At 42.5% G+C, this 25916-nt stretch carries 26 protein-coding genes and 1 pseudogene; 15 read left to right on the forward strand and 12 right to left on the reverse strand.

Going from position 1 to position 25916, the window contains the following annotated elements; translation table 11 throughout:
- Window positions 1–129 precede the first annotated feature (129 nt).
- The 4 genes from coaBC (at window position 130) to folE (ending at window position 3342) form a co-directional block, all read left to right on the forward strand.
- A complete protein-coding gene (gene coaBC / locus Q4600_RS16450; RefSeq protein ID WP_229370480.1) occupies window positions 130–1323 on the forward strand; it encodes a bifunctional phosphopantothenoylcysteine decarboxylase/phosphopantothenate--cysteine ligase CoaBC in 1194 nt (397 codons plus the stop codon).
- Complete coding sequence (dut, locus tag Q4600_RS16455) at window positions 1320–1778, forward strand: dUTP diphosphatase (RefSeq protein ID WP_229370478.1); 459 nt, start codon at window positions 1320–1322, stop codon at window positions 1776–1778. The genes coaBC and dut overlap by 4 nt, the downstream gene beginning before the upstream one ends.
- 34 nt (window positions 1779–1812) lie before the next feature.
- Entirely contained in the window at window positions 1813–2406 is a 594-nt protein-coding gene (gene slmA / locus Q4600_RS16460) for a nucleoid occlusion factor SlmA (protein WP_102526830.1), read from the forward strand.
- Between the two features lie 282 nt (window positions 2407–2688).
- Window positions 2689–3342, forward strand: coding sequence for a GTP cyclohydrolase I FolE (folE, locus tag Q4600_RS16465; RefSeq protein WP_102526827.1), 654 nt, complete (start codon window positions 2689–2691; stop codon window positions 3340–3342).
- Between the two features lie 95 nt (window positions 3343–3437).
- Here the strand turns inward: folE and pyrE are convergent, their stop codons facing one another.
- Both pyrE and rph read right to left on the reverse strand, forming a co-directional pair.
- On the reverse strand, window positions 3438–4079 hold the full coding sequence (gene pyrE / locus Q4600_RS16470) for an orotate phosphoribosyltransferase (protein WP_303517232.1): 642 nt from the start codon (window positions 4077–4079) through the stop codon (window positions 3438–3440).
- A gap of 108 nt (window positions 4080–4187) precedes the next feature.
- Window positions 4188–4901 carry a ribonuclease PH gene (rph, locus tag Q4600_RS16475; RefSeq protein WP_055025233.1) on the reverse strand — a complete coding sequence of 238 codons (714 nt, stop codon included), beginning with the start codon at window positions 4899–4901 and terminating at the stop codon, window positions 4188–4190.
- Window positions 4902–5139: 238 nt separating this feature from the next.
- Between rph and Q4600_RS16480 the strand changes: the two genes are divergently transcribed.
- On the forward strand, window positions 5140–6135 hold the full coding sequence (locus Q4600_RS16480) for a 2-dehydropantoate 2-reductase (protein WP_303517231.1): 996 nt from the start codon (window positions 5140–5142) through the stop codon (window positions 6133–6135).
- 177 nt (window positions 6136–6312) lie between these two features.
- On the opposite strand, the gene lgt is transcribed toward Q4600_RS16480, so the two are convergent.
- Window positions 6313–7095, reverse strand: coding sequence for a prolipoprotein diacylglyceryl transferase (gene lgt / locus Q4600_RS16485; RefSeq protein ID WP_303517230.1), 783 nt, complete (start codon window positions 7093–7095; stop codon window positions 6313–6315).
- Window positions 7096–7544: 449 nt separating this feature from the next.
- Between lgt and Q4600_RS16490 the strand changes: the two genes are divergently transcribed.
- The 4 genes and pseudogenes from Q4600_RS16490 to Q4600_RS16505 form a co-directional block, all read left to right on the forward strand.
- Entirely contained in the window at window positions 7545–8408 is an 864-nt protein-coding gene (locus Q4600_RS16490; protein WP_303517229.1) for a YicC/YloC family endoribonuclease, read from the forward strand.
- Window positions 8409–8753: 345 nt separating this feature from the next.
- Window positions 8754–8996 carry a helix-turn-helix domain-containing protein gene (locus tag Q4600_RS16495; protein WP_102526821.1) on the forward strand — a complete coding sequence of 81 codons (243 nt, stop codon included), beginning with the start codon at window positions 8754–8756 and terminating at the stop codon, window positions 8994–8996.
- Window positions 8983–10290 carry a HipA domain-containing protein gene (locus Q4600_RS16500; protein ID WP_303517228.1) on the forward strand — a complete coding sequence of 436 codons (1308 nt, stop codon included), beginning with the start codon at window positions 8983–8985 and terminating at the stop codon, window positions 10288–10290. Before Q4600_RS16495 ends, Q4600_RS16500 begins: the two co-directional genes overlap by 14 nt.
- 3 nt (window positions 10291–10293) lie before the next feature.
- Window positions 10294–10572, forward strand: a pseudogene (locus Q4600_RS16505) (DUF1732 domain-containing protein); the annotation flags it as partial.
- A 55-nt stretch (window positions 10573–10627) separates the two neighbouring features.
- Here the strand turns inward: Q4600_RS16505 and Q4600_RS16510 are convergent.
- From Q4600_RS16510 to Q4600_RS16540, 6 genes are all read right to left on the reverse strand, one after another.
- Entirely contained in the window at window positions 10628–11626 is a 999-nt protein-coding gene (locus Q4600_RS16510; protein WP_303517227.1) for an SEC-C domain-containing protein, read from the reverse strand.
- 393 nt (window positions 11627–12019) lie between these two features.
- Window positions 12020–13981 carry a DUF2075 domain-containing protein gene (locus tag Q4600_RS16520; RefSeq protein WP_303517226.1) on the reverse strand — a complete coding sequence of 654 codons (1962 nt, stop codon included), beginning with the start codon at window positions 13979–13981 and terminating at the stop codon, window positions 12020–12022.
- Window positions 13974–14207, reverse strand: coding sequence for a helix-turn-helix domain-containing protein (locus Q4600_RS16525; protein WP_303517225.1), 234 nt, complete (start codon window positions 14205–14207; stop codon window positions 13974–13976). The genes Q4600_RS16520 and Q4600_RS16525 overlap by 8 nt, the downstream gene beginning before the upstream one ends.
- Before the next feature lie 380 nt (window positions 14208–14587).
- On the reverse strand, window positions 14588–14737 hold the full coding sequence (locus Q4600_RS16530; protein ID WP_303517224.1) for a hypothetical protein: 150 nt from the start codon (window positions 14735–14737) through the stop codon (window positions 14588–14590).
- Between the two features lie 191 nt (window positions 14738–14928).
- Window positions 14929–16266, reverse strand: a complete 1338-nt coding sequence (locus Q4600_RS16535) for a type II toxin-antitoxin system HipA family toxin (RefSeq protein WP_303517223.1) — start codon at window positions 16264–16266, stop codon at window positions 14929–14931.
- Window positions 16266–16547, reverse strand: coding sequence for a helix-turn-helix domain-containing protein (locus tag Q4600_RS16540; RefSeq protein ID WP_303517222.1), 282 nt, complete (start codon window positions 16545–16547; stop codon window positions 16266–16268). Before Q4600_RS16540 ends, Q4600_RS16535 begins: the two co-directional genes overlap by 1 nt.
- A gap of 291 nt (window positions 16548–16838) precedes the next feature.
- On the opposite strand from Q4600_RS16540, the gene Q4600_RS16545 reads away from it, so the two are divergent.
- Window positions 16839–17471, forward strand: a complete 633-nt coding sequence (locus Q4600_RS16545) for a chromophore lyase CpcT/CpeT (RefSeq protein ID WP_303517221.1) — start codon at window positions 16839–16841, stop codon at window positions 17469–17471.
- 212 nt (window positions 17472–17683) lie between these two features.
- Window positions 17684–18544 (forward strand): mechanosensitive ion channel family protein, encoded by an 861-nt coding sequence (locus tag Q4600_RS16550; RefSeq protein WP_303517220.1) that lies wholly within the window; start codon window positions 17684–17686, stop codon window positions 18542–18544.
- A 153-nt stretch (window positions 18545–18697) separates the two neighbouring features.
- Here the strand turns inward: Q4600_RS16550 and yjjG are convergent, their stop codons facing one another.
- The 3 genes from yjjG to Q4600_RS16565 all read right to left on the reverse strand — a co-directional run bounded on the left by yjjG (window position 18698) and on the right by Q4600_RS16565 (window position 21926).
- On the reverse strand, window positions 18698–19378 hold the full coding sequence (gene yjjG / locus Q4600_RS16555) for a pyrimidine 5'-nucleotidase (RefSeq protein ID WP_303517219.1): 681 nt from the start codon (window positions 19376–19378) through the stop codon (window positions 18698–18700).
- Between the two features lie 114 nt (window positions 19379–19492).
- Window positions 19493–20560: a phosphotransferase enzyme family protein gene (locus Q4600_RS16560; RefSeq protein ID WP_102526871.1), complete on the reverse strand. Its 1068-nt coding sequence runs from the start codon at window positions 20558–20560 to the stop codon at window positions 19493–19495.
- 127 nt (window positions 20561–20687) lie between these two features.
- Window positions 20688–21926 carry a hypothetical protein gene (locus tag Q4600_RS16565; RefSeq protein ID WP_303517218.1) on the reverse strand — a complete coding sequence of 413 codons (1239 nt, stop codon included), beginning with the start codon at window positions 21924–21926 and terminating at the stop codon, window positions 20688–20690.
- Window positions 21927–22267: 341 nt separating this feature from the next.
- Here Q4600_RS16565 and gmk point away from each other — a divergent pair, with 341 nt between their 5' ends.
- The 4 genes from gmk (at window position 22268) to Q4600_RS16585 (ending at window position 25835) form a co-directional block, all read left to right on the forward strand.
- On the forward strand, window positions 22268–22891 hold the full coding sequence (gene gmk / locus Q4600_RS16570; RefSeq protein WP_153912365.1) for a guanylate kinase: 624 nt from the start codon (window positions 22268–22270) through the stop codon (window positions 22889–22891).
- Between the two features lie 60 nt (window positions 22892–22951).
- Complete coding sequence (gene rpoZ / locus Q4600_RS16575; RefSeq protein ID WP_055025248.1) at window positions 22952–23230, forward strand: DNA-directed RNA polymerase subunit omega; 279 nt, start codon at window positions 22952–22954, stop codon at window positions 23228–23230.
- Window positions 23231–23243: 13 nt separating this feature from the next.
- On the forward strand, window positions 23244–25358 hold the full coding sequence (spoT, locus tag Q4600_RS16580) for a bifunctional GTP diphosphokinase/guanosine-3',5'-bis pyrophosphate 3'-pyrophosphohydrolase (protein WP_102526808.1): 2115 nt from the start codon (window positions 23244–23246) through the stop codon (window positions 25356–25358).
- A 93-nt stretch (window positions 25359–25451) separates the two neighbouring features.
- Window positions 25452–25835, forward strand: a complete 384-nt coding sequence (locus tag Q4600_RS16585) for a RidA family protein (protein WP_102526870.1) — start codon at window positions 25452–25454, stop codon at window positions 25833–25835.
- Window positions 25836–25916: the final 81 nt, after the last annotated feature.

Consider the following 25916-nt stretch of genomic DNA (forward strand, 5'->3'; position numbering starts at 1 on the left):
TCTTTACGACCTTTTATGGCCACTTGCGACTAAAGAGTATGGTCTAAATTTTTAAATTCGGATCATCCCCCATTAATCGGATTGTGATATCGTAGCGGCAATAAAGTGAATAGCAGGATTAAGCACAACATGCTGACAAATAAAAATGTCCTATTAGGAATTGGTGGCGGTATTGCAGCGTACAAAAGCGCTGATTTAATTCGTCGCCTTAAAGAGCGCGGCGCTGATGTCCGTGTGGTCATGAGCCAAAGCGCAATGGAGTTTATTACTCCACTGACGATTCAAGCCTTGTCAGGCCATCCTGTAGCCTCTGATTTACTTGATCCAGCAGCTGAAGCAGCAATGGGGCACATTGAGCTAGCACGTTGGGCTGACGTCGTAATTGTCGCACCAGCAACCGCAAACCTCATTGCCCGCATTAATGCAGGCATGGCAGATGAGCTGTTAACCACAACCTGCTTAGCCACTGAAGCACCTGTAATTGTATGCCCTGCGATGAATCAACAGATGTATCGCAATCAAGCCACTCAAGAAAACCTTGCTAATGTCGCTCGCAAAGGCATCACAGTTTGGGGCCCTGCAAGTGGCGATCAAGCTTGTGGTGAAGTCGGCCCTGGCCGTATGCAAGAACCACTAGCGATTGCCGAACAATTAGTGCAGTTCTTTGGCCCTAAACCGTTAACCGGACATAAACTCTTGTTAACAGCTGGCCCAACCCGCGAGCCTATTGACCCTGTGCGTTATATTTCAAACCATAGCTCTGGCAAAATGGGCTTCGCATTAGCCACTGCAGCCACCCAAATGGGCGCAGAAGTCACCTTAGTGACAGGGCCAGTTAACTTAGCCACCCCGCTAGGTGTGACAAGAATTAATGTTGAATCAGCACAAGATATGCTTGATGCCGTGATGGATAATGTCGATAACCAAGATATTTTTATCGGTTGCGCTGCAGTCGCAGATTATCGAATCGCAGAAGTGGCCGAGTCAAAAATTAAAAAGTCATCAGAGAATATGCAGCTTGCGCTTGTGCGCAACCCTGATATCTTAGCCAGCGTTTCCGCGCTGACTAAACGACCTTTTACTGTAGGTTTTGCTGCTGAGACCGATAACGTAGAAGAATATGCACGCGGAAAGCTTGAACGTAAAAAGTTGGACTTAATTGCCGCTAACGACGTATCAATAGCAGGTCTTGGATTTAATGCCGACGCCAATGCATTACATGTTTTTTGGCAAGACGGTAGTCAACAACTGCCTGCAACCGATAAACTGACGTTGGCAAAACAATTACTTACTCTGATAGCGACAAAAATAAAAACATCATGAAAACACCTGTAGAACTCAAATTACTCGACTCACGCATCGGCAGTGAGTTTCCATTACCAAGCTATGCCACACCTGGCAGCGCTGGCATGGACCTACGCGCCATGATTGATACCACCATGGTGATAGAGCCTGGTAAGACAGTATTAATCCCTACAGGGATTGCAGTGCATGTGGCAGATCCAAGCTTAGCGGCTGTCATTTTACCGCGCTCAGGGTTAGGCCATAAGCACGGCATCGTGTTAGGTAACTTAGTCGGCTTAATTGATTCAGATTACCAAGGTCCATTAATGGTTTCTTGCTGGAACCGCAGTGATAAGCCATTTACCTTAGAAATTGGAGATCGATTAGCACAGCTCGTTTTTGTCCCCGTAGTACAAGCACAATTTACCTTAGTCGATGAGTTTGATACCTCAGATCGTGGTGAAGGCGGATTTGGTCACTCAGGTACCAAGTAACCTTTACAAGTAGTCACAAGCCTAGGAATAACAAATGGCGGCTAGCCCAAAAATAAATCGTCGTGAGCACATTTTACAATGTCTTGCGCACATGCTGGAAACCAGCCCTGGCCAACGGATAACCACAGCTAAATTAGCCGCGGAAGTTGGTGTTTCTGAAGCGGCGCTTTATCGCCACTTTCCAAGTAAAGCAAGAATGTTTGAAGGTCTAATAGAATTCATCGAAGATGCAATTTTGTCTCGACTTAATATCATCATGGATGAAGAAAAGGACACCATGAAACGCTGTGAGTTAGTCTTGCAGTTACTGTTGGTTTTTTCAGAACGTAACCCGGGTATTTCACGGGTACTGAATGGCGATGCGCTATTAGGTGAAAATGAACGTTTACGTAGCCGTGTCAGCGGGTTATTTGCCAAAATTGAAACACAAATCAAGCAAATATTACGTGAGAAAACACTACGTGAAGGCCATGGTTTTAACTTAGACGAAGCCATTTTAGCCAATCTGCTTTTAGCTATCGCAGAAGGCAGAATAGCTCAGTTCGTGCGCAGTGAGTTTAAGCAAAAGCCGACAGAACACTTCGATGAACAGTGGCAGTTTGTGCAGCAACAATTATTACGTAGCTAAGCTAACAAGTGACTGAAAACCACCAATCAAACGCACTCAACTGAGTGCGTTTTTTATTCTAAATAGCTACCGCTCAACAAATTGGCTCTGTAAAAAATCATCAAACACCAAGTACTTGACTAAAAAGGTCGGCTTTTTTTATTTCAATAATATTAATTTGACTCAAATCACGTTATTATCCCCGTCCCTTATGCTTACTGGGCTATTTGCTCTAACTCAGCACTAAGACGATTTATAACATACACTCAGTAATAAGTTTGACCATTGTGGTTGGAGGATAAGATGGCATTAAGTGACGCAGCAATAAAAGTTAAAGCAGCACTAACTGAGCAAGGGCTTGAAACCCCGATGCTGCCGCAAACTCATACTCCTGAAGTGCGTAAAGAGAAAATTGAGCATCACATGAAAGAAGTGCTAACCCTAATGGCGTTAGACTTATCAGATGACAGCTTAATGGACACACCACGTCGAATCGCAAAGATGTATGTTGATGAGATATTCTCTGGTCTTGATTATCAAAACTTCCCTAAAATCACCGTCATCGATAACAAGATGGGCGTTGATGAAATGGTGCGAGTACAAGATATTAGCCTCACCAGCACCTGTGAACACCATTTAGTAACCATTGATGGTTACGCTACTGTCGCTTATTTGCCACGTACCAAAATTATTGGCCTGTCGAAGATTAACCGCATTGTGCGTTTCTTTGCCCAGCGCCCACAAGTACAAGAAAGGCTGACTCAGCAAGTGCTGGTTGCCCTGCAAACCTTGCTTGAAACCAAAGATGTGGCGGTAAAAATGGATGCTGTACATTACTGCGTTAAATCTCGCGGCGTGATGGACTCAACTAGCTCAACCACCACCACTGCATTAGGCGGGATTTTTAAATCAAACCCTGCTACCCGCGCTGAGTTTTTACACCAATCTAAGTGCTAATTTGCTCGGTATAAATGGGCAGCATTGCCAAACGACAGAATCAAAAAAGCCAGTCATATGACTGGCTTTTGCTTTTAGCTTATAGTGAAGACGGATTAAATACCGTATTGCTCGCGGTAAGCACTCACTGACGCTAGCTCTTTTTCCATACCTGGTTTTTCAGATAAGTAGCTAATCAAGTCAGACAGCTTAACGATAGATACGATGTCACAGCCAAAGTCGCGCTCAACTTCTTGAATCGCTGACAACTCGCCTTTACCTTTTTCTTGTCTATCAAGTGCAATTAACACACCCGCTAAGCTTGCATCCTGTGCAGCAATGATTTCCATAGACTCACGAATCGCTGTACCTGCGGTGATCACATCATCCACTAACATGATTTTACCCGCTAGCTCGCTACCCACTAATGAGCCGCCTTCGCCATGGGTTTTCGCTTCTTTACGGTTAAAGCAGTAAGGCACATCCACATCGTGATGATCACATAAAGCCACAACGGTAGTTGTCGCAATCGGGATACCTTTATAAGCAGGACCAAACACTAAATCGTAGTCGATACCAGAATCAACCAATGCAGCAGCATAAAAACGACCTAAACGCGCTAAATCACGACCCGTGTTAAATAAACCAGCATTGAAAAAGTAAGGGCTAGTACGGCCTGATTTTAAGGTGAACTCACCAAAGCGTAATACCTGACGCTCAAGAGCGAATTCAATAAACTCACGTTGATATGCTTTCACATTATCTCCTTAACACTGTTATCTATTTTTTTATTTAATGATGACTAAGTCTAAATAAAGCTTAAAAAAAGGGGCTCTTATTAACAGAGCCCCTTAATCAAATACGTTTTAGCTTAATGCCGCTTTTTGCGTATCGACAATTTCGCGAATGCCGTGCTTCGCAAGCTCAAGTAAGCTTAATAACTCTTCGTGGCTGAATGGCTCACCTTCGGCAGTGCCTTGGATTTCAATCATCTTGCCAGTTTCAGTCATCACAACGTTCATGTCAGTTTCAGCAGCGCTATCTTCGATGTATTCTAAATCGCAGATTGGCTCACCTTTGTAAATACCCACACTTACAGCAGCAATTAAGAACTTAAGCGGGTTAGTTTTTAAAATGCCTTTACCACGCGCCCAGTTTAATGCATCTACTAATGCAACACAGGCACCAGTAATCGCAGCAGTACGAGTACCGCCATCAGCTTGAATCACATCACAATCGATAACGATAGTGTTTTCACCTAAGGCTTTCATGTCTACAGCAGCACGTAATGAACGGCCGATTAAGCGTTGGATTTCTTGAGTACGACCAGACTGTTTGCCACGAGCCGCCTCACGTTGCATACGACTATGAGTAGAACGAGGAAGCATACCATACTCAGCAGTCACCCAACCTTGACCTTGGCCTTTAAGAAAACGCGGTACGCCTTCTTCAAAGCTTGCAGTACATAACACTTTAGTGTCACCAAACTCGACCAACACCGAACCTTCAGCGTGAGCTGTAAATTGACGAGTAATCGTAACTGGACGAGATTGTGCAGGTGTTCTGTCGCTTGGACGCATATGCATTTCCTATTGTGTGGGATCAGTGACTAAATTGGGTTTTAAGCTGAAATTGGCTGTAAATTATCGTTCAATCGACGTCTCAATCAAAACAAAACCAGCAATCAACGCTCATAATTGAACAGCATTATAGTGACTTGTTAGCCTTGATGCCACGTCAAACAAAACCCTTATTGGATTTTTATTAACAAAACGGCACACTGGTAGGCGGAATGTGACTCATGCTTTAAGGGAAATGATGAAAATAGCCATCTTTGGTGCAGGTTCAACAGGATGTTACTTAGCCGGCGAATTACTCATGGCTAAACTCGATGTCAGCTTAATTTGTCGCGAGCGGATTAAACGCAGCATTGCCGACAATCAAGGCATCACGCTCACAAGCTACCAAGGCTTACATCAAAAAGTCATGCCGAACGCACTGTTTACCGAAGTTGAAGCAGACACACCCAAATTCGATTTGATTTTTGTCACCTTAAAATGTCATCAAGTTCGCGAGATTAGTGAGCAACTACTGCTGTTATCCCACCAGCAAAGCACCATAGTATTAATGCAAAACGGCTTAGGCAGTTTAGATGAAGTTAAGCAAGCACTCGCTAACATCTCATCGCAGCCAAGACTGCTGATACAAGGCATAATCCCGTTTAATGTCCTGCAAAAAGAGCATGCGACATTTCATAAAGGCACCGAAGGTGAATTCACTTTTGCCAATTCGCCCCATACGCAAGCTATTCAACAAGCAATGCTTTCTGTGGGCTTAAGTTGCACCTTGGCAGAGGACATGGCGCCGATCATTTACGGCAAACTGCTGCTTAACCTCAATAATGCGCTCAATGCCATCACTGATGTACCCATTAAGCAGCAACTGAGTCAAAAACAAACTCGTAAACTATTAAGCCTTGCGATGAAAGAATGGCTAAGCGTGTGCAAAAAAGCCCAGCTCCCTTTAGCGCAATTTACCAAAGTAAAACCCCAATGGTTGCCACTGATATTATCGCTGCCTGATGGTTTATTTACTTTACTGGCAAAGCAGATGCTCGATATCGATCCTCAGGCGCGTTCATCTATGTGGGAAGATATTCAAGCCAAACGTAAAACCGAAATAGACTACCTCAACCAAGCAGTTGTTGAATTAGGTAAGCAATATCAAGTCAACACGCCTATTAACGCCGCTATTTGTGCCAGTATCAAAAAGTTAGAACAAGGTATACCTGTCGATATCGCAGAGCTTTTATAACACCCCTATAGCGAGCTTTTTTAATGAGCTTTCTCTGAAAGCATTTATAAAAAGCTATTTGATGAACCCTCAGCATCAAAACTTAGTAGCAGAATAATAAAAAGGCCGATACTCACTAAGAGCATCGGCCTTTTTATCTATTAGCCCAATAAAGCGCTAACTCAAACTAATTAGCATTTACTTGTTCTTTTTAAGCATAGGTAAAATAAGCAAAGCCACACCCACAAGTAAAAACGGAATACTCAGTAACTGACCAGCACTCATGGTCCACTCAGTGGCATAAGCCGCTTGCTTCACTTTGACCATTTCAATGGCCCAACGCGCACTAAATACACTACATAAGAACAAGCCGAAAATAACCCCGTGCTTTTCTTTTAAGTTAGTAAACTTGTAAACAGCATAAAGCGAGATAAAGATAATTAAGTAGCTAATCGCTTCATATAACTGCGCAGGATGGCGCGGTAATAAATCCACTCGCTCAAAAATAATGCCCCAAGGTTTAGTGGTAGGCAGACCTAAAATCTCAGAGTTGGCAAAGTTAGCCATACGCACAAAGAAGCCAAATATCGCCGTCGCAATCGCCAATCTATCCAATAAGAATAAAAACGGCATATCGGTTTTACGCTTGTAGTAATACAGCGCTAATATCGCCCCTAACCCGCCGCCATGACTGGCTAATCCGCCTTCCCAAATCGCTAAAATCTTCATCGGATTGGCAAAGTAATAACTAGGATCGTAAAAGAAACAATGGGCTAAACGCGCACCAACAATAATCCCCACCACACAATACATGAGTAGGTTATCTAACGACTCAACATCCAAGCCTTCTTTTTTGTACATGCGCTTCATTACCTGAAAACCACTGGCAATTGCCAACGCAAATAACGCACCATACCAATGCACTTTTAGACCCATAAAAGAAATCAATACTGGGTCGAGGTTCCACACAAAATGGTCCACTTGCCTACTCCAAAATTTGAAAACATCTAAACCACAAGGTCTAAACGTGAATGTGCCATACTATAAACAATTCATCAGCTTAATTCGATGACAAAGCCTTGATAAGCGAAATTAACCCGCAACATCTCACGACACCCCACTATAGTCATCACTCACCAACACTAAACTAGTACTAAAAAGCAAACGGTTAAAACGGCGCGATTAAACAAAAACAAACAGCTTAAAGATAACGCCCTAAGCTCAGACTCAGTTAACCCCTTTTAGTTTCATGCCGCACAGCACAATTAGCTAAGTACGATTAGCGAAGTACAATCAATAAACCCTAAAAGCGCATAAGCCTGTAAACAACCGCCCTCAACTCACACATAAGTTTTTGTAAGCTTTGACCTTAGCCCTCAGCAGACTATAATCGACACACTATATTGCTGCTAACTAATCAGGGTTCAACCATGATCCAAAGTATGACCGCCTACGCTCGCATTGAGCACAAAGCCGAATGGGGCACCGCCTCTTGGGAACTTCGCTCAGTCAATCAACGCTACTTAGAAACTTACCTGCGTTTACCAGAGCAAATGCGCAGCCTTGAGCCAGTATTACGTGATCGCCTACGTAAACGCTTAAATCGCGGTAAAGTTGAGGTCAACTTACGTTACGAACTCTCTGATTCAGGCAGCAGTGAAATGCGCCTAAACCAAGATTTAGCCAAGCAATTACTCAATGCCGCTGAATGGTTAAAAAAAGAAGCCAATCAAGGCGAGCTTAACTTAGTCGATATCCTGCGCTGGCCTGGTGTGATGGCGGGTGAAGAAAAAGACATGGGCGCAATCAACAAAGAATTATTGGTTGCATTTGACGGTGCTGTTGAGCAATTCATCGAAGCTCGTGGCCGTGAAGGCGAAGCGATTAACGTTATGCTTCAAACCCGTTTAGACCAAATCGTTGAGCAAGTAGCGATTGTACGTGGGCACATGCCTGCAGTAATGCAATGGCAACGTGACAAGCTCACTAACCGTTTAGCCGAAATCACCGGCGAACTTGATCCAGCACGTATGGAACAAGAAATGGTATTGCTTGCACAAAAAATGGATGTTGCAGAAGAAATGGACCGCCTTGATGCACACGTTGCTGAAACGCGTTTAATCCTTAAAAAAGGTGGCGCACAAGGCCGCCGTTTAGACTTCATGATGCAAGAATTTAACCGCGAATCTAACACCCTAGCGTCTAAATCAATCAGCGCAGAAGTTACCGCAGCAGCGGTAGAACTGAAAGTATTGATTGAGCAAATGAGAGAACAAATTCAGAACGTTGAATAAGCTTTCTACGGACGCTTTATAAAACTAAGCCCAGCGAATGCTGGGCTTTTTGTTTGCATTAATGTCATTGAAAACTCTATATAAAAATAAGCGAATCTCGGACCATTAGCATTCAAGATCTGCCCCCTAACAACAAAGTAATGACTGACGGCTCTACCAATAGGTGTACCTTGTTACTCTTTTAAAGCACATAACGGTACACATCCACTAAAAGTGTACAATAATACACCTTTTGCTAATAACAACTTTCAATCAGTCAAATAGTGTAGCTTGTTACACCTTTAGCTTGATAAGTTATATTCAAAGCACTAAAGTAACCGTACGTACACTTTTTAGGATAATGAAATGGCCTCTCAACTCGATCCCAGCAGTTTAGGCGAACTCATCAAAGACTGCCGAAAAGCCTCAGGAATGAATCAGGAAATCGCAGCCTCATTCTGTGGTGTGACTAAAAAAACCTTAATTAGAGTCGAGAAAGGCGATGATGTGTACTTTTCAACAATAATCAAAATTCTCAATGGACTTGGCATCAAACTAACCGTTAATACGCCTAATAACAAAGTTGGTGGCAGCAATGAATGGTTCTAATGTTCACACTCTAGAAATGCATTTTAGAGATAGGGTAATTGGTGCGATAAATTTTGATATAAACACTGAACAATTTTCTATCGAATACACTCAAGCTTGGCAAGAAGATGGGTTTCCAATTTCACCCAAACTACTGCTTGATGGGCAAGCTAGCAGTTCTCAAATTTCCATTTACTTAACTAATCTATTACCTGAAAATAAAGGACTTGATCACCTAATTGAAGCTCTCGGCATTGCCAGGAGTAATACATTTGCTCTGATCAAGGGTATTGGATTCGACACCTCAGGGGCAATATTGTATCTCCCAGTAGGCACTAAAGCACCAGCGACGTCTTTTACCCCAATTAGCAAAGCAGATCTTATCAAGCGCATCGAAGACCCTGAATATTGGCCAATGGAAGTCTGGGATGGAAAACCACGCCTTTCAGTAGCAGGGGTTCAATCAAAGTTAAACCTATTCCACATCGATACAGAATACGGTTTTGGCGAAGGAGATCTCTGTTCAACGCATATTATTAAATTTGAAAAGAACAGCCAGCAGCATCTAGTACTCAACGAATTTATGACCATGACACTGGCTAAACTTATAGGCATGCAGGTAGCCGAAGTTGAGATAATGCCAATAGGGAAGTACAAAGCATTATCTGTCACCCGCTTCGATCGCCTTTATGACGCTAAGCGTCACAGAGTAATGCGTCGCCATCAAATCGATGCGTGTCAGGCTTTAGGCTATTCTGTCGCAAGAAAATATGAACGACATCTGGGTAGTGGGCGTGACGTGCGAGATATTCGTGAAGGAGTGAGCCTTAAAAAACTATTTAGCATCGCTGAGCACTGCGCTAATCCAGCACAAGCCAAGTTTGACATGCTACGGTGGACAATCTTTAACTTGCTCGTATGCAATGCGGACTCACATGGTAAAAACTATTCATTCTATGTTACCCCTATAGGCCTTGAAGCGACGCCATGGTATGACCTTGTTAACGTGCAAATGTACCCAGACTTTGATCAAGAACTAGCAATGGCCATTGGTGATGAATTTGAAGCCAATAAGATCCACGCCTATCAATTAATGACATTTGCAGAAGAATGTGGAATTAAGCAAGCCATACTCGAATTAACCCTCAAGCAACTAGCAAAAGCAATCATCGATAACCTGCATAACCTGGCAAAACAAGCTGGGGAGCTTACGGAAGCAGAATCTGAGTATGCAGCTGCATATAAGCAGTCCATTAAAGCTCGATGTGAGTACTACCTAACTCAAGCTGAAGAAATGAAACATATTGAGCTGTAATAACTTGATCCAGCCCGTATGGAACAAGAAATGGTATTGCTTGCACAAAAAATGGATGTCGCCGAAGAAATGGATCGCCTTGATGCACACGTTGCTGAAACGCGCTTAACCCTTAAAAAAGGTGGCGCACAAGGCCGCCGTCTAGACTTCATGATGCAAGAATTTAACCGTGAATCTAACACCCTAGCGTCTAAATCAATCAGCGCAGAAGTTACTGCAGCAGCGGTAGAACTTAAAGTATTGATTGAGCAGATGAGAGAGCAAATTCAGAACGTTGAATAAGGTTTTTACAGTCACTCCATTAAACTAAACATATGATAACAGACACTTATTATCATTAAATGTCGAATTTAAAAACATGCTTCATCAATGGCTGTATTGCTACTTTATCTAACATCTTAAGCTCATTAGCATGCCTCTTCGGTGTAAGAGTCACAAAGCCCCAGAATTCTAAAAAGCGTTTAATAAAACGCGATTCAACCATTACACCTAGTAGCTGACTCGGAGATGAATACCCGTCTTCAGGGAATCTCAGCAGTAAGTCAGGGAATGCGGTGATCACCTCTTCCATCAGCTGCTCAGTATTGCCATGACTTTGCAAGCGCCACAGCAAAAACAACCAAATAGCCCTTAGATCAACCTCTTGTTCCCAACCATCTAAGTAGCCCCAATTATACTGAGAGGTTGCAGCTTCGAGCATTGGAATGAAGAACGATTGAATACCGTGGGCTAGGTACTTCTTTTGAGCCGCTTTTTTAATATGATAACGCCCACTGCGACGATAAATAACACCTGCAATTTCTGCCAGCACTCGACTGTAATGCAATGCATTAAATTTATCTTCGTTACTGCCTGCATATTCACTGATGCTGATATGTCGTTCAAATTCAGAGACGGCGAACTCTGGTAGTAACTCACTGGCCTGTTTAACGATTTTGGCTGGCAAGTTACCTTTGCTAGTGGCCTTAAACGAACCATCGCTTTGCATGGCTTCATCTAATATCAATGCTAAGTAACGCATCACTGGGCTGGTTATTAGGTCATCTGATGCGTGTATTGCTACCCCTTCCAACTCACTGAAAGGCGCATATAACCAATTGCTCATTTGTGTTGGCGAAAGGCCACAAAAATCAGGATGAGGCCGCTCATTAGCCGCCTTCATTTTTTGCTCAGCAACGATATTGAGTTCTTCTAAAGACAAGTTAGGGTTCATTGCTGCAACTTGCTCAATATCATCCAACATAGATGCGTGTTGTTTAGAGATACTGTTCATGCAGCAACGTTTGTACTTTTTACCGCTGCCACAAGGGCAAGGTTCATTTCGACCGGGTTTCATGCTTTATCTACTCGCCTTATTCATCTCATTGCTACGCCATCTAAAGTGCAAAAGTCATACACACGGCGCAGCCTAACAGGATACTATAGTGTCCATTATGGTTCTATTAAGCAAAGAATAGACACTGTTATATCCATTACATTCATAAAGATGAATCGGTCACCAATAAATGCGATAAGCCTAAGGTTGTTACCACCAATATCAATCACCCACCACTTATCAACATTTTTAAAATTGTCTAATTACAGAAAGACTTTTTGTAACTCATCAGGGCTTTTGGCTTTACTCTCTTTTAACTCCTTATACGTCGCATCTAGAGCATCGGTCATTTGGAGATAATCGTTCCCTAAATTTCAATGTCGCGTAACTGAAGCAGGACGAGCTTCAGTTAAGCTAAATTAGCTCAACAAAGCCGCATTCCAGCAAGTACTTATAAGTATCTGAATAATAACTCGCTTTACGAGTCGTGTCGGTATCACTGCCTTCGGGTACATATATGACCATACCTTGACGTGCTCTAGTCAATAACACTCTATAGGCATTTTCCAAATATCGCTTATCTTCAGTTTTTTTACGTTGTTGCCAACGCGTTCCTTTGAATTTCCAATGCTCAAAAGTAGAACCATTGTATCGAAAGTCTGCATCCCACCCCACTATGCACCAGTCAAGTTCTAATCCTTGAATATCAAACTCAGTTGCAGTGTCTTCTAAAAAATTACAAGACCGAATATCATCTTGAGGATTTAAAAACCACGCTACTGGGTCAAATCGGTTCTTAACAAAAATGCCATCAGGTTTTAAACGAATACCATTAGATGATGCAAGCATACCCTGGCTTTCCAAACCTCTAGATTTACCTTTTAACCATCTCTTAGCCAGTGCCAGATCCCGCGTAACAAAAAGAGGATAGCGCTCAAATAGTGACTTAGATATAGCATCCGCTTTATCAGCTTCACCACCGACGACAAAATGCACAAAACTGGATAATGTTTCAGCACGAAATGAGCGCATAGAGGTAGCTAGGTGCAGGCCGGGGAGTTGCTGAACAGACTCTAAGCTATCCCGTGAAACGCCATTAGATATATATTCGCCTGATAACAACTGCTCTGAGCAATACGCGTTCCAATGGCAAAATCGATTTTTTAAAGCATCAAGCCAACCCGCAAGGCCAGCTTCTCCAGTATTGATTTCTTGTCCTCCGCCGACCAAAGCAATGATGACAGCCCAATCATCATGTCGATCCATAACTTCAATAAGAAATTCTGGTTCAGATTTATTAAACTCATCAATCTTACGTTTTGACTTCATAAACTTAGATGCTTGCTCAGCATTCCAAGCTCTTTGTGCTTCATCAAAAATAACGACTTGCTCAGGCGGTTTACTACCATCAAGAGATTCATCTCTAAACCGGTGTATATTCTGTATAAACTGCGAGGTTTGCCTGCGGGCACTGGCTTTCGTTTCGCTGGTTGTATTAGCTCTGTCTATAGCTAATGCTTCTTGTAGAACAGTAACCAATGGTCCATTACCGCTTAGGAAAACTGCATATTCATTATCACTAGGTTGAGAATGTTTGTTTGCGATATTTAAGCCAACCAAGGTTTTACCCGCACCTGGAACACCTGTCACAAAGCAGATCACTTTTTGCTTATTGAGCCTGGCCTTACGAATAATCTCTAGTAACCTTTCGCTTGTCACTCCAAGATTAGTTTCATCAGCCTCGGTTTTCGCGATATCTTCAACCGCATGTTGGGCATATAATGCCTGTGCAGCTTCTACAATGGTTGGGGTAGGCAAATAACCACTCTCAGCCCATTCTATTGCATTAAAAGCGGCTACTTTGCATTGGCGTGCGATGTCACCCACTAAAGCACCAATACCAACACCATTAGTTAAAATTGGTTTAGCGACAAGATCGTCCGCGAGAGTTAACTGGTTTGAACTATTGTCTGATTGCGTAGAGACAAGGATTGGGATGATTGGCTTGCTATGACTGCCGCGATGAAAATTCTTCAGATCAAGTGCATAGCTATGTGCTTGTCGTATATCAGCCTGCTGATATTGCGTTGCACCAACCTTAAACTCTATTACGAAAACAATTCCTAAGTAACACAATACGACATCTGCACGCCGACCCATTCTAGGAATCATGAATTCAAAGAATATTTGCCCATCACTTTTAGTTAGTGTCTTGAATTCTTGTTGTAACAGCTCAATTTGAGACAGCCACGCCCCTGTTTGTAGGTGCTCCAATTGTTGCGTATGGTTTTTACTTAGCTCGCCAACAATGCTGCTTTTGTCTGCAGATAGAAAAACCTCTAGCTCCGCACTATAAAATGCGCGATGACTAAGCATTGCTAATTTCTATTTCAAAGGTTAGTAATGATGCTGGCGTCACCTTAAGTGCTGCGGCCAACTTGAATATATTGAGTAAACTAAGGTTGCGAACACCGCGCTCAATTCCGCTGATGTAAGTACGATCTAAACCGCTGATAGCAGCCAGTTCTTCCTGGCTAATATCTAAGCTTTGACGGATTTGGCGGACATGTGCACCAAAAGAAGTAAGGACAGCTGTGTTCACGCTTAAAGCTCATTCAATTAGACAGAGTAGTATAATCTATAGCTGTAGCTTTTCCGTCTACGGACTATGAGTCACATGAAGTAGTATTTCGAAGGTTGCCTACGTCTTTGTTGACTGGCGAGTAAATAGAATTAAACTTATCTTCGTTACTACCTGCATACTCATTAATGATGCTATCTAGTTCAAATTAATAAACAACAGATTCTGGTAAAAACTCACTTGGCTGGTTCTTAGGTCATCTGGCGTGCGTATAGTTACTCCTTCCAGTTCCTTGAAAGGCGCATATAACCAATTGATCATTTGTACTAGCGAAAGGCCACAAAAGTAAGAATTAGGCCTCTCATTGGCAGGCGTCATTTTTTATATGCAATGACATTAAGCTATTCTAAAGACAAGTTAGGATTCATTGCGGCAACTTGTTCAATATCATCCAACATAGATGCGTGTTGTTTAGAGATACTGTTCATGCGGCAACGTTTGTACTTATTACCGCAGTTACAAGAGCAAGGTTCATTTCGACCTTGCTTCATGTTTATAAACTCACCTTATTCATCTTAGCTACATCATTTTATACAAGCATCACGGCTATTGGCGTAAACTGATCAATTGCCTCAACCACTTCTAAAATGCTTTGCTGCGCTTCTTTCTAAGTAGCAAAGTGAGTTCGCCTGATTACTGATAACCCGACTATATTTATCTTTATATCCGTCGGAAATTGATCCTACTGAAGACGCTCCTTCATTAACAGCCTTTTAGCTCTTTCACTTAATCCATTTAAAATTGAATCCCTGATATGCTCAGGAAAATCATCTGGTAACTGGACTGTGACTCGATGAATCACACTCTCCACAGACTCTGCGACCTCTTGTAAAATTTCAGCCATGATTATTGGATCAAACCCAACCGCTTTAGCAGTTTGGATGAAGTGTCTTGGAAATATTTTATCCACCGCATATTTTTTACCTTTGGTCGCTTTAAGCCCCATGGCTAATTTGGCATCGCGAATATTTAGCCCTTGCCCACCCATTGCTGGATACATGGATAAAATATCGTAAAAAGGGGTTAGCCTGTAACCGCCGCCAGCGTCTATGAACAGTGAAAAGTTTTTAGCATGGCCGTCTGTTGCAGCGAGCAGCCAAAACAGCACTTGGGACTTCATAAAATCGCGTCTATCTTGTGCGGCATTGGTTGAGCCCAATAAGTAACCCATGATTTGCTCAATACCTGGTCCACCATGGCTTTCGTATTTTTTGGCAGAGGGGATATTCAAGGTTTGGCAAAAATCCTCCTGAGGTAAGCGCATAATCCATTGCTTATCTGATGATAGTTTGCGGTCAAAACGTTCAACGGCCAGTGCTTTCATATTGCCAACGTTTAGTATTGAGCATTGCGGAACCGCTAAGCCAAACTCCCTGACTATCATCATGCTCAGGTATTCATTTTCGACACTGTTTGTCATATCAATTGTGTGGGAATGACTTTGTATTTTGCCAATCGGCAACTTAATAATATGCGTTGTTGGTGTGGCTTTAATGGGGAGGCGCCAAGCATTTATTTGAGTATTCTTTAAGTTCAGCAGCGCTGTTTTTTCTTGTGCACCTGCAATGGATATTCGAAAGTCGTCTTCACCTGTGAGCATGCCTAACGGAATATTTGAAAGATAGCCTTGCAAGACTTTTTCCAACGCAATGTTGGATAACGACTTAGATTCAATGCTCTTAACGTCTAAAGGGGGCAGTGCATGAGGCACAAATTGTAACGCGCCAACACTGTCCTGCCCCACTTTGGCTAATAAATCGAATGCTTGGGTCGATTGCGCATTATGCCGAGCAACAATTCTGTTTCTGACTTCAATATTATCTGGCAGCAGGTTGTCGAAAAAATTATACACTTCATCTCCCTTATAACTTTGTACTCGCAGCGGCATAGACAAAGAGATAGGGCGACAGCCAGGTGTATTTAGCCATTGTGCAGCATACTTAAAGACATGCGAACCGGTAGAGGATTTAGTAAATTCGCCAACCAAATAGCCATTCATGTAAACATCAAGCGTGGCCATTACCATTCCTCTTTCCACTGTGTTTCAGTAGCCTTGACGTCATCATCCATTCGCTGACTTTCCGGTTCAGTTCCCCTCACCTTAATATCGAGTTCGAGGTTTAATGCCGATAAGATTTTAAATAGGGTGTCTACTTTTGTTGAATCAGGATTTTTCTCAAAGCTTGAAACAGTATCCTGACGAATACCCACGCTACTTGCCACTTTAGCTTGGGGCAGTTTCATATTCAGCCGTGTATCTTTGAGAAACGCGCTGAGTTGCTTTGAGTTTGTTACCTTCATACTTTTCTACCTATAAACATGCATACAACTCACTTTACACGCTACAGCAGGTAAATCAAGTTTCACACGCTATAACCGTTAAAGATCTATTTACACGGTACAACCGTTAAGATTAATTTCACACGCTATAACCGTTAAAAACAGTTTCACACGCTGTAGCAGATATAAGCTGTAATTGCTTATTTTACTCTTTCAAATTGATGAGTTAACTTACCTAGCAATGAGGCTAAACGACTCATTACAAATACGAACTAAAAAATACAAAACACCATTAATCGGAAAGGATTTCCTGTGAACACATCTCTTAGCCGCATTGCGGTTTTCAGTGCTTTTTCAGCACTGGCTTTTATGCCAATCACGTCTCAAGCAACTGAACAAGACAAGCAAGCTTTATTACTTGAGTGGATGCAAGGCCACTTTGATAGCGAGCAGCAATCTATTAGTGATAAAGACTTTTTTAATATCCACCTCAATATGGTGCAAATTTGGCCCGAGGATAAATCCACTTGGCTGTATGTTGAACAAGCTGCTGCAACACATTTAGATAAACCGTACAGACAGCGTGTATATGAGGTCACTGCACTATCTGCTACTGAGTTTGCTAGTAAAGTGTATACCTTTGAAAATGATAAAAGCTTCGCTGGCGCTTATAAAGATGATGCACCTCTGAGCGAGCTAACGCCTAAAGACTTAACTGAAAAGTCAGGCTGCACTGTGTTGTTAACTTGGTCTGATAAGTCGCAATCTTTTGCAGGCTCTACTGATGAGAAAAGCTGTTTAAGCAAGCTACGCGGCGCAAGTTACGCCACTTCTGAAGTCACGGTTACCAAAGACAGTATTGTCAGTTGGGATCGCGGTTATGACAGTAACGATAAACAAGTGTGGGGCGCTGAAAAAGCAGGCTATATTTTCTTGAAAGATTAACAGCCTGCATAAAATTAAGTTGAAGCCGCGCACCTTATCAGTTTGCGTGGTTTCAACTTTTAAGCTACAAAACCTTTCCCAACCCAACCCAACCCCAATTGACTCTTTTAAAATAAAAAAACACTGGTCAAAGCTGACTTAGTCTATAGCTATGATAAAGTGAGTTATCTAACTGGTTTTGTCGTTAAGTTGCCGTTTTTTAAGAGGGTGTTGTGGAAGAACTGAATATCGTCATCGACTTTTTAGCAACCTATAAGTTGTTTGTAACCGTATTAATCATCCTATTACTGTCGATGCTTAAACGCTTTGTGGTGTCTAAAATTCGCGGTGATATTGCGTTTGTCAGTGAAGGCCAACGTAAATGGATGTCACGAACGAAAAATGGCACTTTTATCTTAATTGTCATGATCCTGTTTTTATTGTGGCAAACCGAAATCAATAAATTTGCCCTGTCAGTGACTGCTATTGCGATTGCCTTTGTGGTGGCATCTAAAGAAATTATCTTATGTTTTACTGGCTCGATTCAGCGGGCGAGTTCGCGCTCATTTGTGATTGGTGATTGGATTGAAGTGGGCAAACTTTGTGGTGAGGTCATTGAGCACAACTTAATGGCAACGGTGATCCAAGAAATCGATTTACACCATGGCCAGTATCACTACACGGGTAAAACAGTCACCTTCCCTAACAGCATGTTTTTTAGCTATGCGGTTAAGAACTTAAACTTTATGAAACGCTATGTTTACCATAGCTTTACGATTACTGTAGTTGAGTTTGTAAATCTGTACCCGTTGTTTCCAGCGTTAACCAGCAAGATTGAAGCGCATTGTGAAGACTTTTTAGAAGTGGCAACCCGCTATAACAATATTATCGAAAGACATGCTGGCGTTGACTTACCAGGACCTGAGCCACACATTCATATCCATAGTGGACCTGCGGGTGAACAAATGGTGCATATTATGATTTTTTGCCCAACAGAGCGCGCAACCCATTTAGAACAACACATTAGAGAAGACTTTATGATTGCTTATCATGAAGCATTTCCTAAAGCGGCTGACACTAATGCTACGAGCTGATGCTTGAACTAGTGCATTACACTAATATCTAGGGCTAATGTTCTGGGTCAATGTTCTCGGTTAATGCTCAGGGCTAATGCTTCGAGCTAACGATTTGCCAAAAAGAAGCCACTCAATCGAGTGGCTTCTTTTTATGCTAAACAGACGAGCAGCCTACTTCACAGCATGCAACTCATCATGCAGTTGCTGCAAATCTTTCACTTCAAAAGTAGGAGTAATACCATCAACGGTCTCTTTACCGTGATGATTAAGCCAGCAAGTATCTATACCAGCATTCACGCCACCTAAAATATCGGAATGTAAGTTATCACCCACCATCAAAACGGTATTTTTATCTGGGTTACCCATGAGCTCAAAGGTATGCTCGAAAATGCTCACATCGGGCTTCGCTTTGCCAAATTGCTCTGAAATCACCACATGTTCAAATGAAGATTTAAAGCCTGTGCGCTCTAGGCGTACATTTTGCAATTCAGTCAAACCATTAGTGATAATGCCCAGATTTGCTTTACCTTCTAAGCTTGATACCAGTTTTTTTGCACCTGGTAAGGGCTGACAAATGTCTGCCATGGCAGCTAAAAAGTCACTGTTCAAGCGCTTAGTGGTAACCCCAAGTTTTTCAGACCAATGTAAAAAACGCGTATGTTGTAATTGCGCTGCATCAATCAAGCCTTGTTGATAATCGACCCAGAGCTGTTTGTTTACCGACTGATAAAAAGCAAAATCATTGTTATCAAAGTCGATATCAAAACGGGAAAACATGAGTTTTAAGCCAGCAAAAATATCGAAATCAAACAAGGTTTCGTCTGCGTCAAACAATATCCATTGGTACTTCATTGCTTACTCTTTATGTTTTAAATAAGGAAGATTTAAATAATCGAAATCGCCAATTTAATCAAGATTTTTTGACCAACAAGACCTTTATGAAATCAGGTACTTATTCAAAAAGTCTTATTCAAAAAATGCCTTAAGTGACGACTCTTGTGCGACTAAACTTTTGAATACAGTAAGCTGGTTAGCTGCGCGATCTAGGTTATGACCTTCGCGATGAATACCAAAGTACACGTCACCATTTAAATGGTCGGCTAAAAAGCGAGAACCCAACATGAGTGCCATCACTTTAATGCCTAACCAAAGGCTGCGCTTTTCAAGCGGGGTGAGAATATCTGCCAATTGCTCGGTATAGGCTTCACAAGCCGCTTTGATAATTTCTGGTCGTGCAATGACTTTATCAAGCGCTGTTGAGTCTTCTTCCTCTGGCGAGCAAAACGCGCGCACCATGTCACCAAAGTCATACATTAAGTAGCCTTTCATGCAGGTGTCGATATCGATGACTGCCATGCTCGACATATCACGCTTATCAAACAGCATATTGTTGATTTTGGTGTCGTTATGGCAAATACGAAGTGGCAGCTGACTTTCCACGTGCTTAAGCTCATCAAACAAGCTTTGCTGCGACAAGACAAGCTCTGCCCATTCGCGGCAATCAACCAATCGTGCTGACTTATCATCTGCTATTGCTTGTTTAAGCTGAGTAATACGCTGCGGGAGATTTAAAAAATTAGGAATAACATCATTTAGGCTATTAGCATCTAAATCACTTAATGCATGGGCGAAATGCCCAAAGGCACTAGCGGCCATTTTGGCTTCTGCTTGATTAGTTACGACTTCAATAGTGTGGCTGTTAGCTAAATAGCTGATGGCGCGCCAAAATCCTTTATCGCCTAAATCGGCAGATAAGCGACCGTCTTTTAGCACTACCGGAGAAATCACATCGAGCTGATACTCACCATTGTTGGCTTTTTGAATGAGGTGATGGCTGACTTTAGCGGCATTTTCGATTAACACTTCAGGCTCAGTAAACACTGTAGTATTAATTTTTTGTAGCACTATCTGGCCTGTTGCCCATCTTACTAAGTAAGTTTGGTTAATATGGCCATTGCCTAACGGCGAAATACTCGCATGTTCATCATTAATTCCATACAAAGGCAAAATCGTTTGCCTAATAAACTCAACCACCCAACTCTCCATATCTTTTCATTGCGAGCGAGACAGTTTAATACGATTGATATAAACCACAACACTTACTTACAAAGACATTTACTCGCGAATTAACACCGTTTAGTGTAATTCGCGATGTTTTCTATCATAAACCTTTAATGTATTTCTCAAAGGCAGGTTGACTTGATAGCGTGGCTTGGCTGCCTTTCAAGCTAAAGTTATAGCCACATAATTTAAAGCTGCCGCGCATGGCGACATTATTAATAATGCGGCTATTATCTAATGGTGAGAATCTGGCTTCTGTGCCACTGTCAGCCATTAAATCGACCTGCATTGGTCTAAACTTGCTGCCATCATTAAAGGTCATTTCAGCACAGCGCTTATCACCTTCTGCGGTATCAAGTCGCCAAATAGATTGTGCGTCGCCTTCGTCGCCTAACCAGCGAAGTACTAATACTTCATCTTCAAGAATTAACCAAAAACCATCGGGTAATTTAACCCTTGTGGTGTCGTTAATGGTAACGGGCTCTTCAATCGGGGCTGTTTCTAATGGTGCTTGCTCTACTTCTTCGCCGGTAAATAGCAAACTGATCAAATAGATAATAATGCTTATTGCTAGGACAACGCCTAAGCCTTTAGCGACCATTATCAACATTTTTTGATTGCCCTGTGCCCAAATCAGCCAAGATTTAAGTAATTCAGACAATGAACCAGACTCTAGTGCACCGCGATCAACCCGATAACTTGGTTTGTCATCTGCGCCGTATTGGGATTCACTATCTTCAGGTATCTCACTATGGTTTGCTGCTGTTGGCGTTTCTTTATATACGGTTTCTTGTTGGTAACCAGGCTCATATCCATGCTCTTCATCGTAAAAGCTGGCGTCACTTCCACTGTCAACGTCCTCAGTAGTAAAGCTACTTTGGTTTTGCTCACCAATGGTTGGCTCTCTTCTTCGGCGTGCGTGCCCATGGCCTGCATCATCTTTGTTATGCGGGCCGTTATAGCCTTGCACATAGACTGTTTTACGTTGATTCGTTTTAGAATCAGCAAACCAACCAAACCCAGCAGCCACCGCTACGCCAAGTATAAACAGCACACTGGATACAACTGCGGGAAAACTAAGGCTTAGCGATAAACTAAAGAGTATTAATAAAGTCACAGGCAAAGCGACAAGAGAGCTAGGTTTAGCGGCGTCTCGTAAACGGCGTAAACAGCTTAGGGCACAAACAGGTATCGCAATGACAGCTGCGATTAGGGTCACAACGGTATTGGCAAATAATAGCGAGATGAGTAATACCAACACTAAACAACTTATTTGAATAGCGATAGCTCTTAGGCCGTTGTCTCGACCTTGACGACAAAATAAGGATGCGAATGACACAAGAAATCCTAATATCTAAAAAATGATCTGTTGGCAGACTAAACAATTTCACCGCCAAAGTCAGTGAAACCACCAAAAAATGGCTTAAAAAATTCTAAAAATGTCAATTTGAACTTAAATCGGCTCGAAAGCTTAATCAGTCTGCTTTTTAATTAAGGTTAATTTCAGTCTATCTGGGGGTTAAGCGCATGCCACAAAGGCCTTAGCAAACAATGGCGCTGCATTAAATCTGTTTTTTCAAAGCTCAGATTTGTGCACTTTTATCCTTCACGTATCTCGCAAATTTTATCGCTTTGAGTATAATACTCGCCCTGATAAATAATCTGGTTGGAAATTGCACTATGAGCGCTCGTGGAAATCTATTTATTGTGTCTGCCCCAAGTGGCGCCGGTAAGTCTTCACTTATCTCTGCATTACTAAAAGATAAGCCAAGCGACATGCAAGTGTCTGTGTCTCACACCACCCGTCAACCACGCCCAGGTGAAGTGAATGGTCAACATTATCACTTTGTCTCGGTAGAAGAATTTAAGGCATTAATTGCTGAAGAGGCTTTCTTTGAATGGGCGGAAGTGTTTGGCAACTATTACGGCACATCCCGCACGGTTATTGAACAAACATTAGCGAACGGTATTGATGTATTTTTAGATATTGATTGGCAAGGCGCCGAGCAAGTTAAAAAACTGATGCCTGAAGCAATTGGGGTATTTATTTTACCTCCTTCGAGAGCTGAGCTTGAACGCCGCCTAACTGGTCGTGGTCAAGACAGCCAAGACGTGATTGATGGACGTATGGCTGAGGCCGTATCAGAAATGTCACACTATAAAGATGCAGATTATATTATAGTAAATGATGATTTTGACGTCGCTTTAGGCGATCTTTGCGCGATCATTCGCAGTCAAAGATCAACCTGTGCTAGTCAGATCCATACTCACAATGATATGATAAACGATCTGTTGGCAGATTAATTGTCATAGTGTACAATTTTGCGTCATTTTTTCCCATATATAACACTGGAGTTTCACCACATGGCTCGCGTAACTGTAGAAGACGCCGTAGAACAAATCGGCAACCGTTTTGATATGATCCTGGTTGCAGCGCGTCGTGCACGCCAAATCGCTGTGCAAGGTAAAGACCCAATGGTAGAAGAGATGAATGATAAGCCAACGGTTATCGCTTTACGCGAAATCGAATTAGGCTTAGTCACCTCTAACACTTTAGACGCTGATGAGCGTCAAACTGTTCGCGAACGTGAAGCCGCTGAAATTGCTGCAGTAGCTGCAATTGCTGAAGGCCGTACGCTTTAAGGAGTAGCGCCACTTGTATCTGTTTGAAGGTCTAAAGGAGTCTGCGTCAGGTTATTTAGAACCCGCGCAAGTAGAGTTACTCAAGCAGGCGTACATTGTTGCGCGTGATGCCCATGAAGGGCAAATGCGCACAAGTGGCGAGCCTTATATTACCCATCCCGTTGCGGTTGCCCGCATCGTGGCTGACATGCGTCTTGATCACGAGACATTAATGGCAGCCCTGCTCCATGACACCATCGAAGACACCCCAGTTACCAAAGAAGAACTCACTGAGTTATTCGGCGTTACTGTGGCTGAACTTGTCGAAGGCGTGTCAAAGCTCGACAAAATTAAGTTTCGCGATAAAAAAGAAGCCCAAGCTGAAAACTTCCGCAAAATGATGATGGCAATGACGCAGGATATCCGCGTTATTCTAATCAAACTTGCTGATAGAACGCATAACATGCGCACTTTGGGTGCATTACGTCCTGACAAACGTCGTCGTATTGCCCGCGAAACCTTAGAGATTTATGCACCGATCGCCAACCGTCTTGGTATTCATAATATCAAAAGCGAGTTAGAGGATTTAGGTTTCCAAGCCTATTATCCAATGCGTTATCGTGTGCTTAAAGAAGTCGTCAAAGCAGCCCGTGGTAATAGAAAAGAACTGATTAATAGTATTGAAGGTGCTATTACGACTCGCCTTGAAGATGCCGGCATTAAAGGCACTGTCAAAGGTCGTGAGAAAAACCTTTATTCCATCTATCGTAAGATGAGTAATAAAGAACTGCAGTTTCAAGAAGTCATGGACATCTATGCGTTCAGAGTCATGGTCGATACCATTGACACCTGTTACCGCGTATTAGGTGCCATGCATGGTCTTTATAAGCCACATCCTGGCCGCTTTAAAGATTATATTGCCATACCTAAAGCCAATGGTTACCAATCATTGCATACCTCATTATTTGGCCCTCATGCGGTTCCTGTTGAAGTACAAATTCGTACAGAAGAAATGGATCTCATGGCGGATAAAGGGGTTGCTGCTCACTGGATGTATAAGAGCGGCACCAATAGTTCACAACAAAGTACCACTCAAATTCGCGCCCATAAGTGGATGCAAAGCTTGCTGGAGCTGCAACAAAGTGCCAGCAGTTCGTTTGAGTTTGTGGAAAACGTTAAGACCGAACTATTCCCAGAAGAAATTTACGTCTTCACCCCAGAAGGCCGTATTTTAGAATTACCCGTTAACTCAACAGCAGTCGATTTTGCTTACGAAGTCCACACCGATGTAGGTAATACCTGTGTTGGCGCACGCGTTAACCGTCAAGCATATCCGTTAAGTCAGCCATTAATCTCCGGTCAAACCGTTGAGATTATTACTGCTAAAGGTGCTCGCCCGAATGCGGCGTGGCTAAACTTTGTGGTTACAGGTAAAGCGCGCGGCAAAATACGCCAAGTGTTAAAGAGCTTAACCAGTGACGATGCTGTAGCACTAGGTAAACGCCTATTGAATCACGCTTTGGGTGAAACCAAGCTTGATAGCATTGACCCTGAACAACTCAATAAAGTGATTTCAGAAACCAAGCATGACGATTTAAATTCATTGCTGGCTGATATCGGTTTAGGCAACGCCATGAGTATTGTGATTGCTCAGCGTTTGTTAGGTCAAAAGCTGACGACTACTGATAAAGATGACGACACTGAAGAGCACTTGATGCCAATCCGTGGCGCTGAAGGCATGTTAGTGACCTTTGCTAACTGTTGTCGCCCTATTCCAGGTGATGCGGTTGTTGCTCACGTAAGTCCAGGTAAAGGCTTAGTGGTCCACATGGAAAACTGCGCCAACATTCGTGGTTACCAAGGTGAGCCTGACAAGTATATTCCTGTTCATTGGGATAACGTCGAAGGCGAAACTTACCAAGCAAATCTACGTGTTGAGATTGTGAATCATCAAGGCGCATTAGCAAAAATCACCAATATCATTGCAGCTGCAGGCTCAAATATTCATAACTTGAGCACTGAAGAACGCGATGGACGAGTTTATTTAATTAACCTGCGTATCTCGGTCGACGACCGTGTTCACCTCGCCAATGTAATGCGCCGTATTCGTGTATTACCGGAAGTCTTGCGTACCTCACGTAATCGCTAGTAAGATTAAAGCAACTACCTAAGCTGAATGATTCTTTTATAAGATTCAGGCTTAGGTTTGCTTGCATCTAATTTAAATTACCCAGAGGGCGTCATGGCAGAAAAAATCATTATCGCAACTGATAAAGCTCCACAAGCAATTGGCACATATTCTCAAGCTGTAAAAGTAGGTAGCACTGTTTACCTGTCTGGCCAAATCCCACTTGTACCAAGCACCATGCAAATGGTTAGCGATGACTTTTCAGAACAAGTTGTTCAAGTATTTGAAAACTTAACAGCTGTTACCGAAGCGGCAGGCGGCAGTATGGCAGATATCGTTAAGCTTAATATCTTCCTGACTGACTTATCTCACTTTGCAACTGTGAATGAAATCATGGCACGTTACTTCACTCAACCTTACCCAGCACGTGCTGCTATTGGCGTAAAACAACTGCCAAAAGACTCTTTAGTCGAAATGGATGGAATAATGGAGATCTAGGTCACAAACCGACTTTTCCACTACAGGCGCCTATTGGCGCCTTTTTTATTAGAGTTATTACTCGATATTGGTTCACTTTTC

It is taken from the genome of Shewanella sp. 2_MG-2023 (assembly GCF_030548905.1).
Lineage (GTDB): Bacteria > Pseudomonadota > Gammaproteobacteria > Enterobacterales > Shewanellaceae > Shewanella > Shewanella electrodiphila.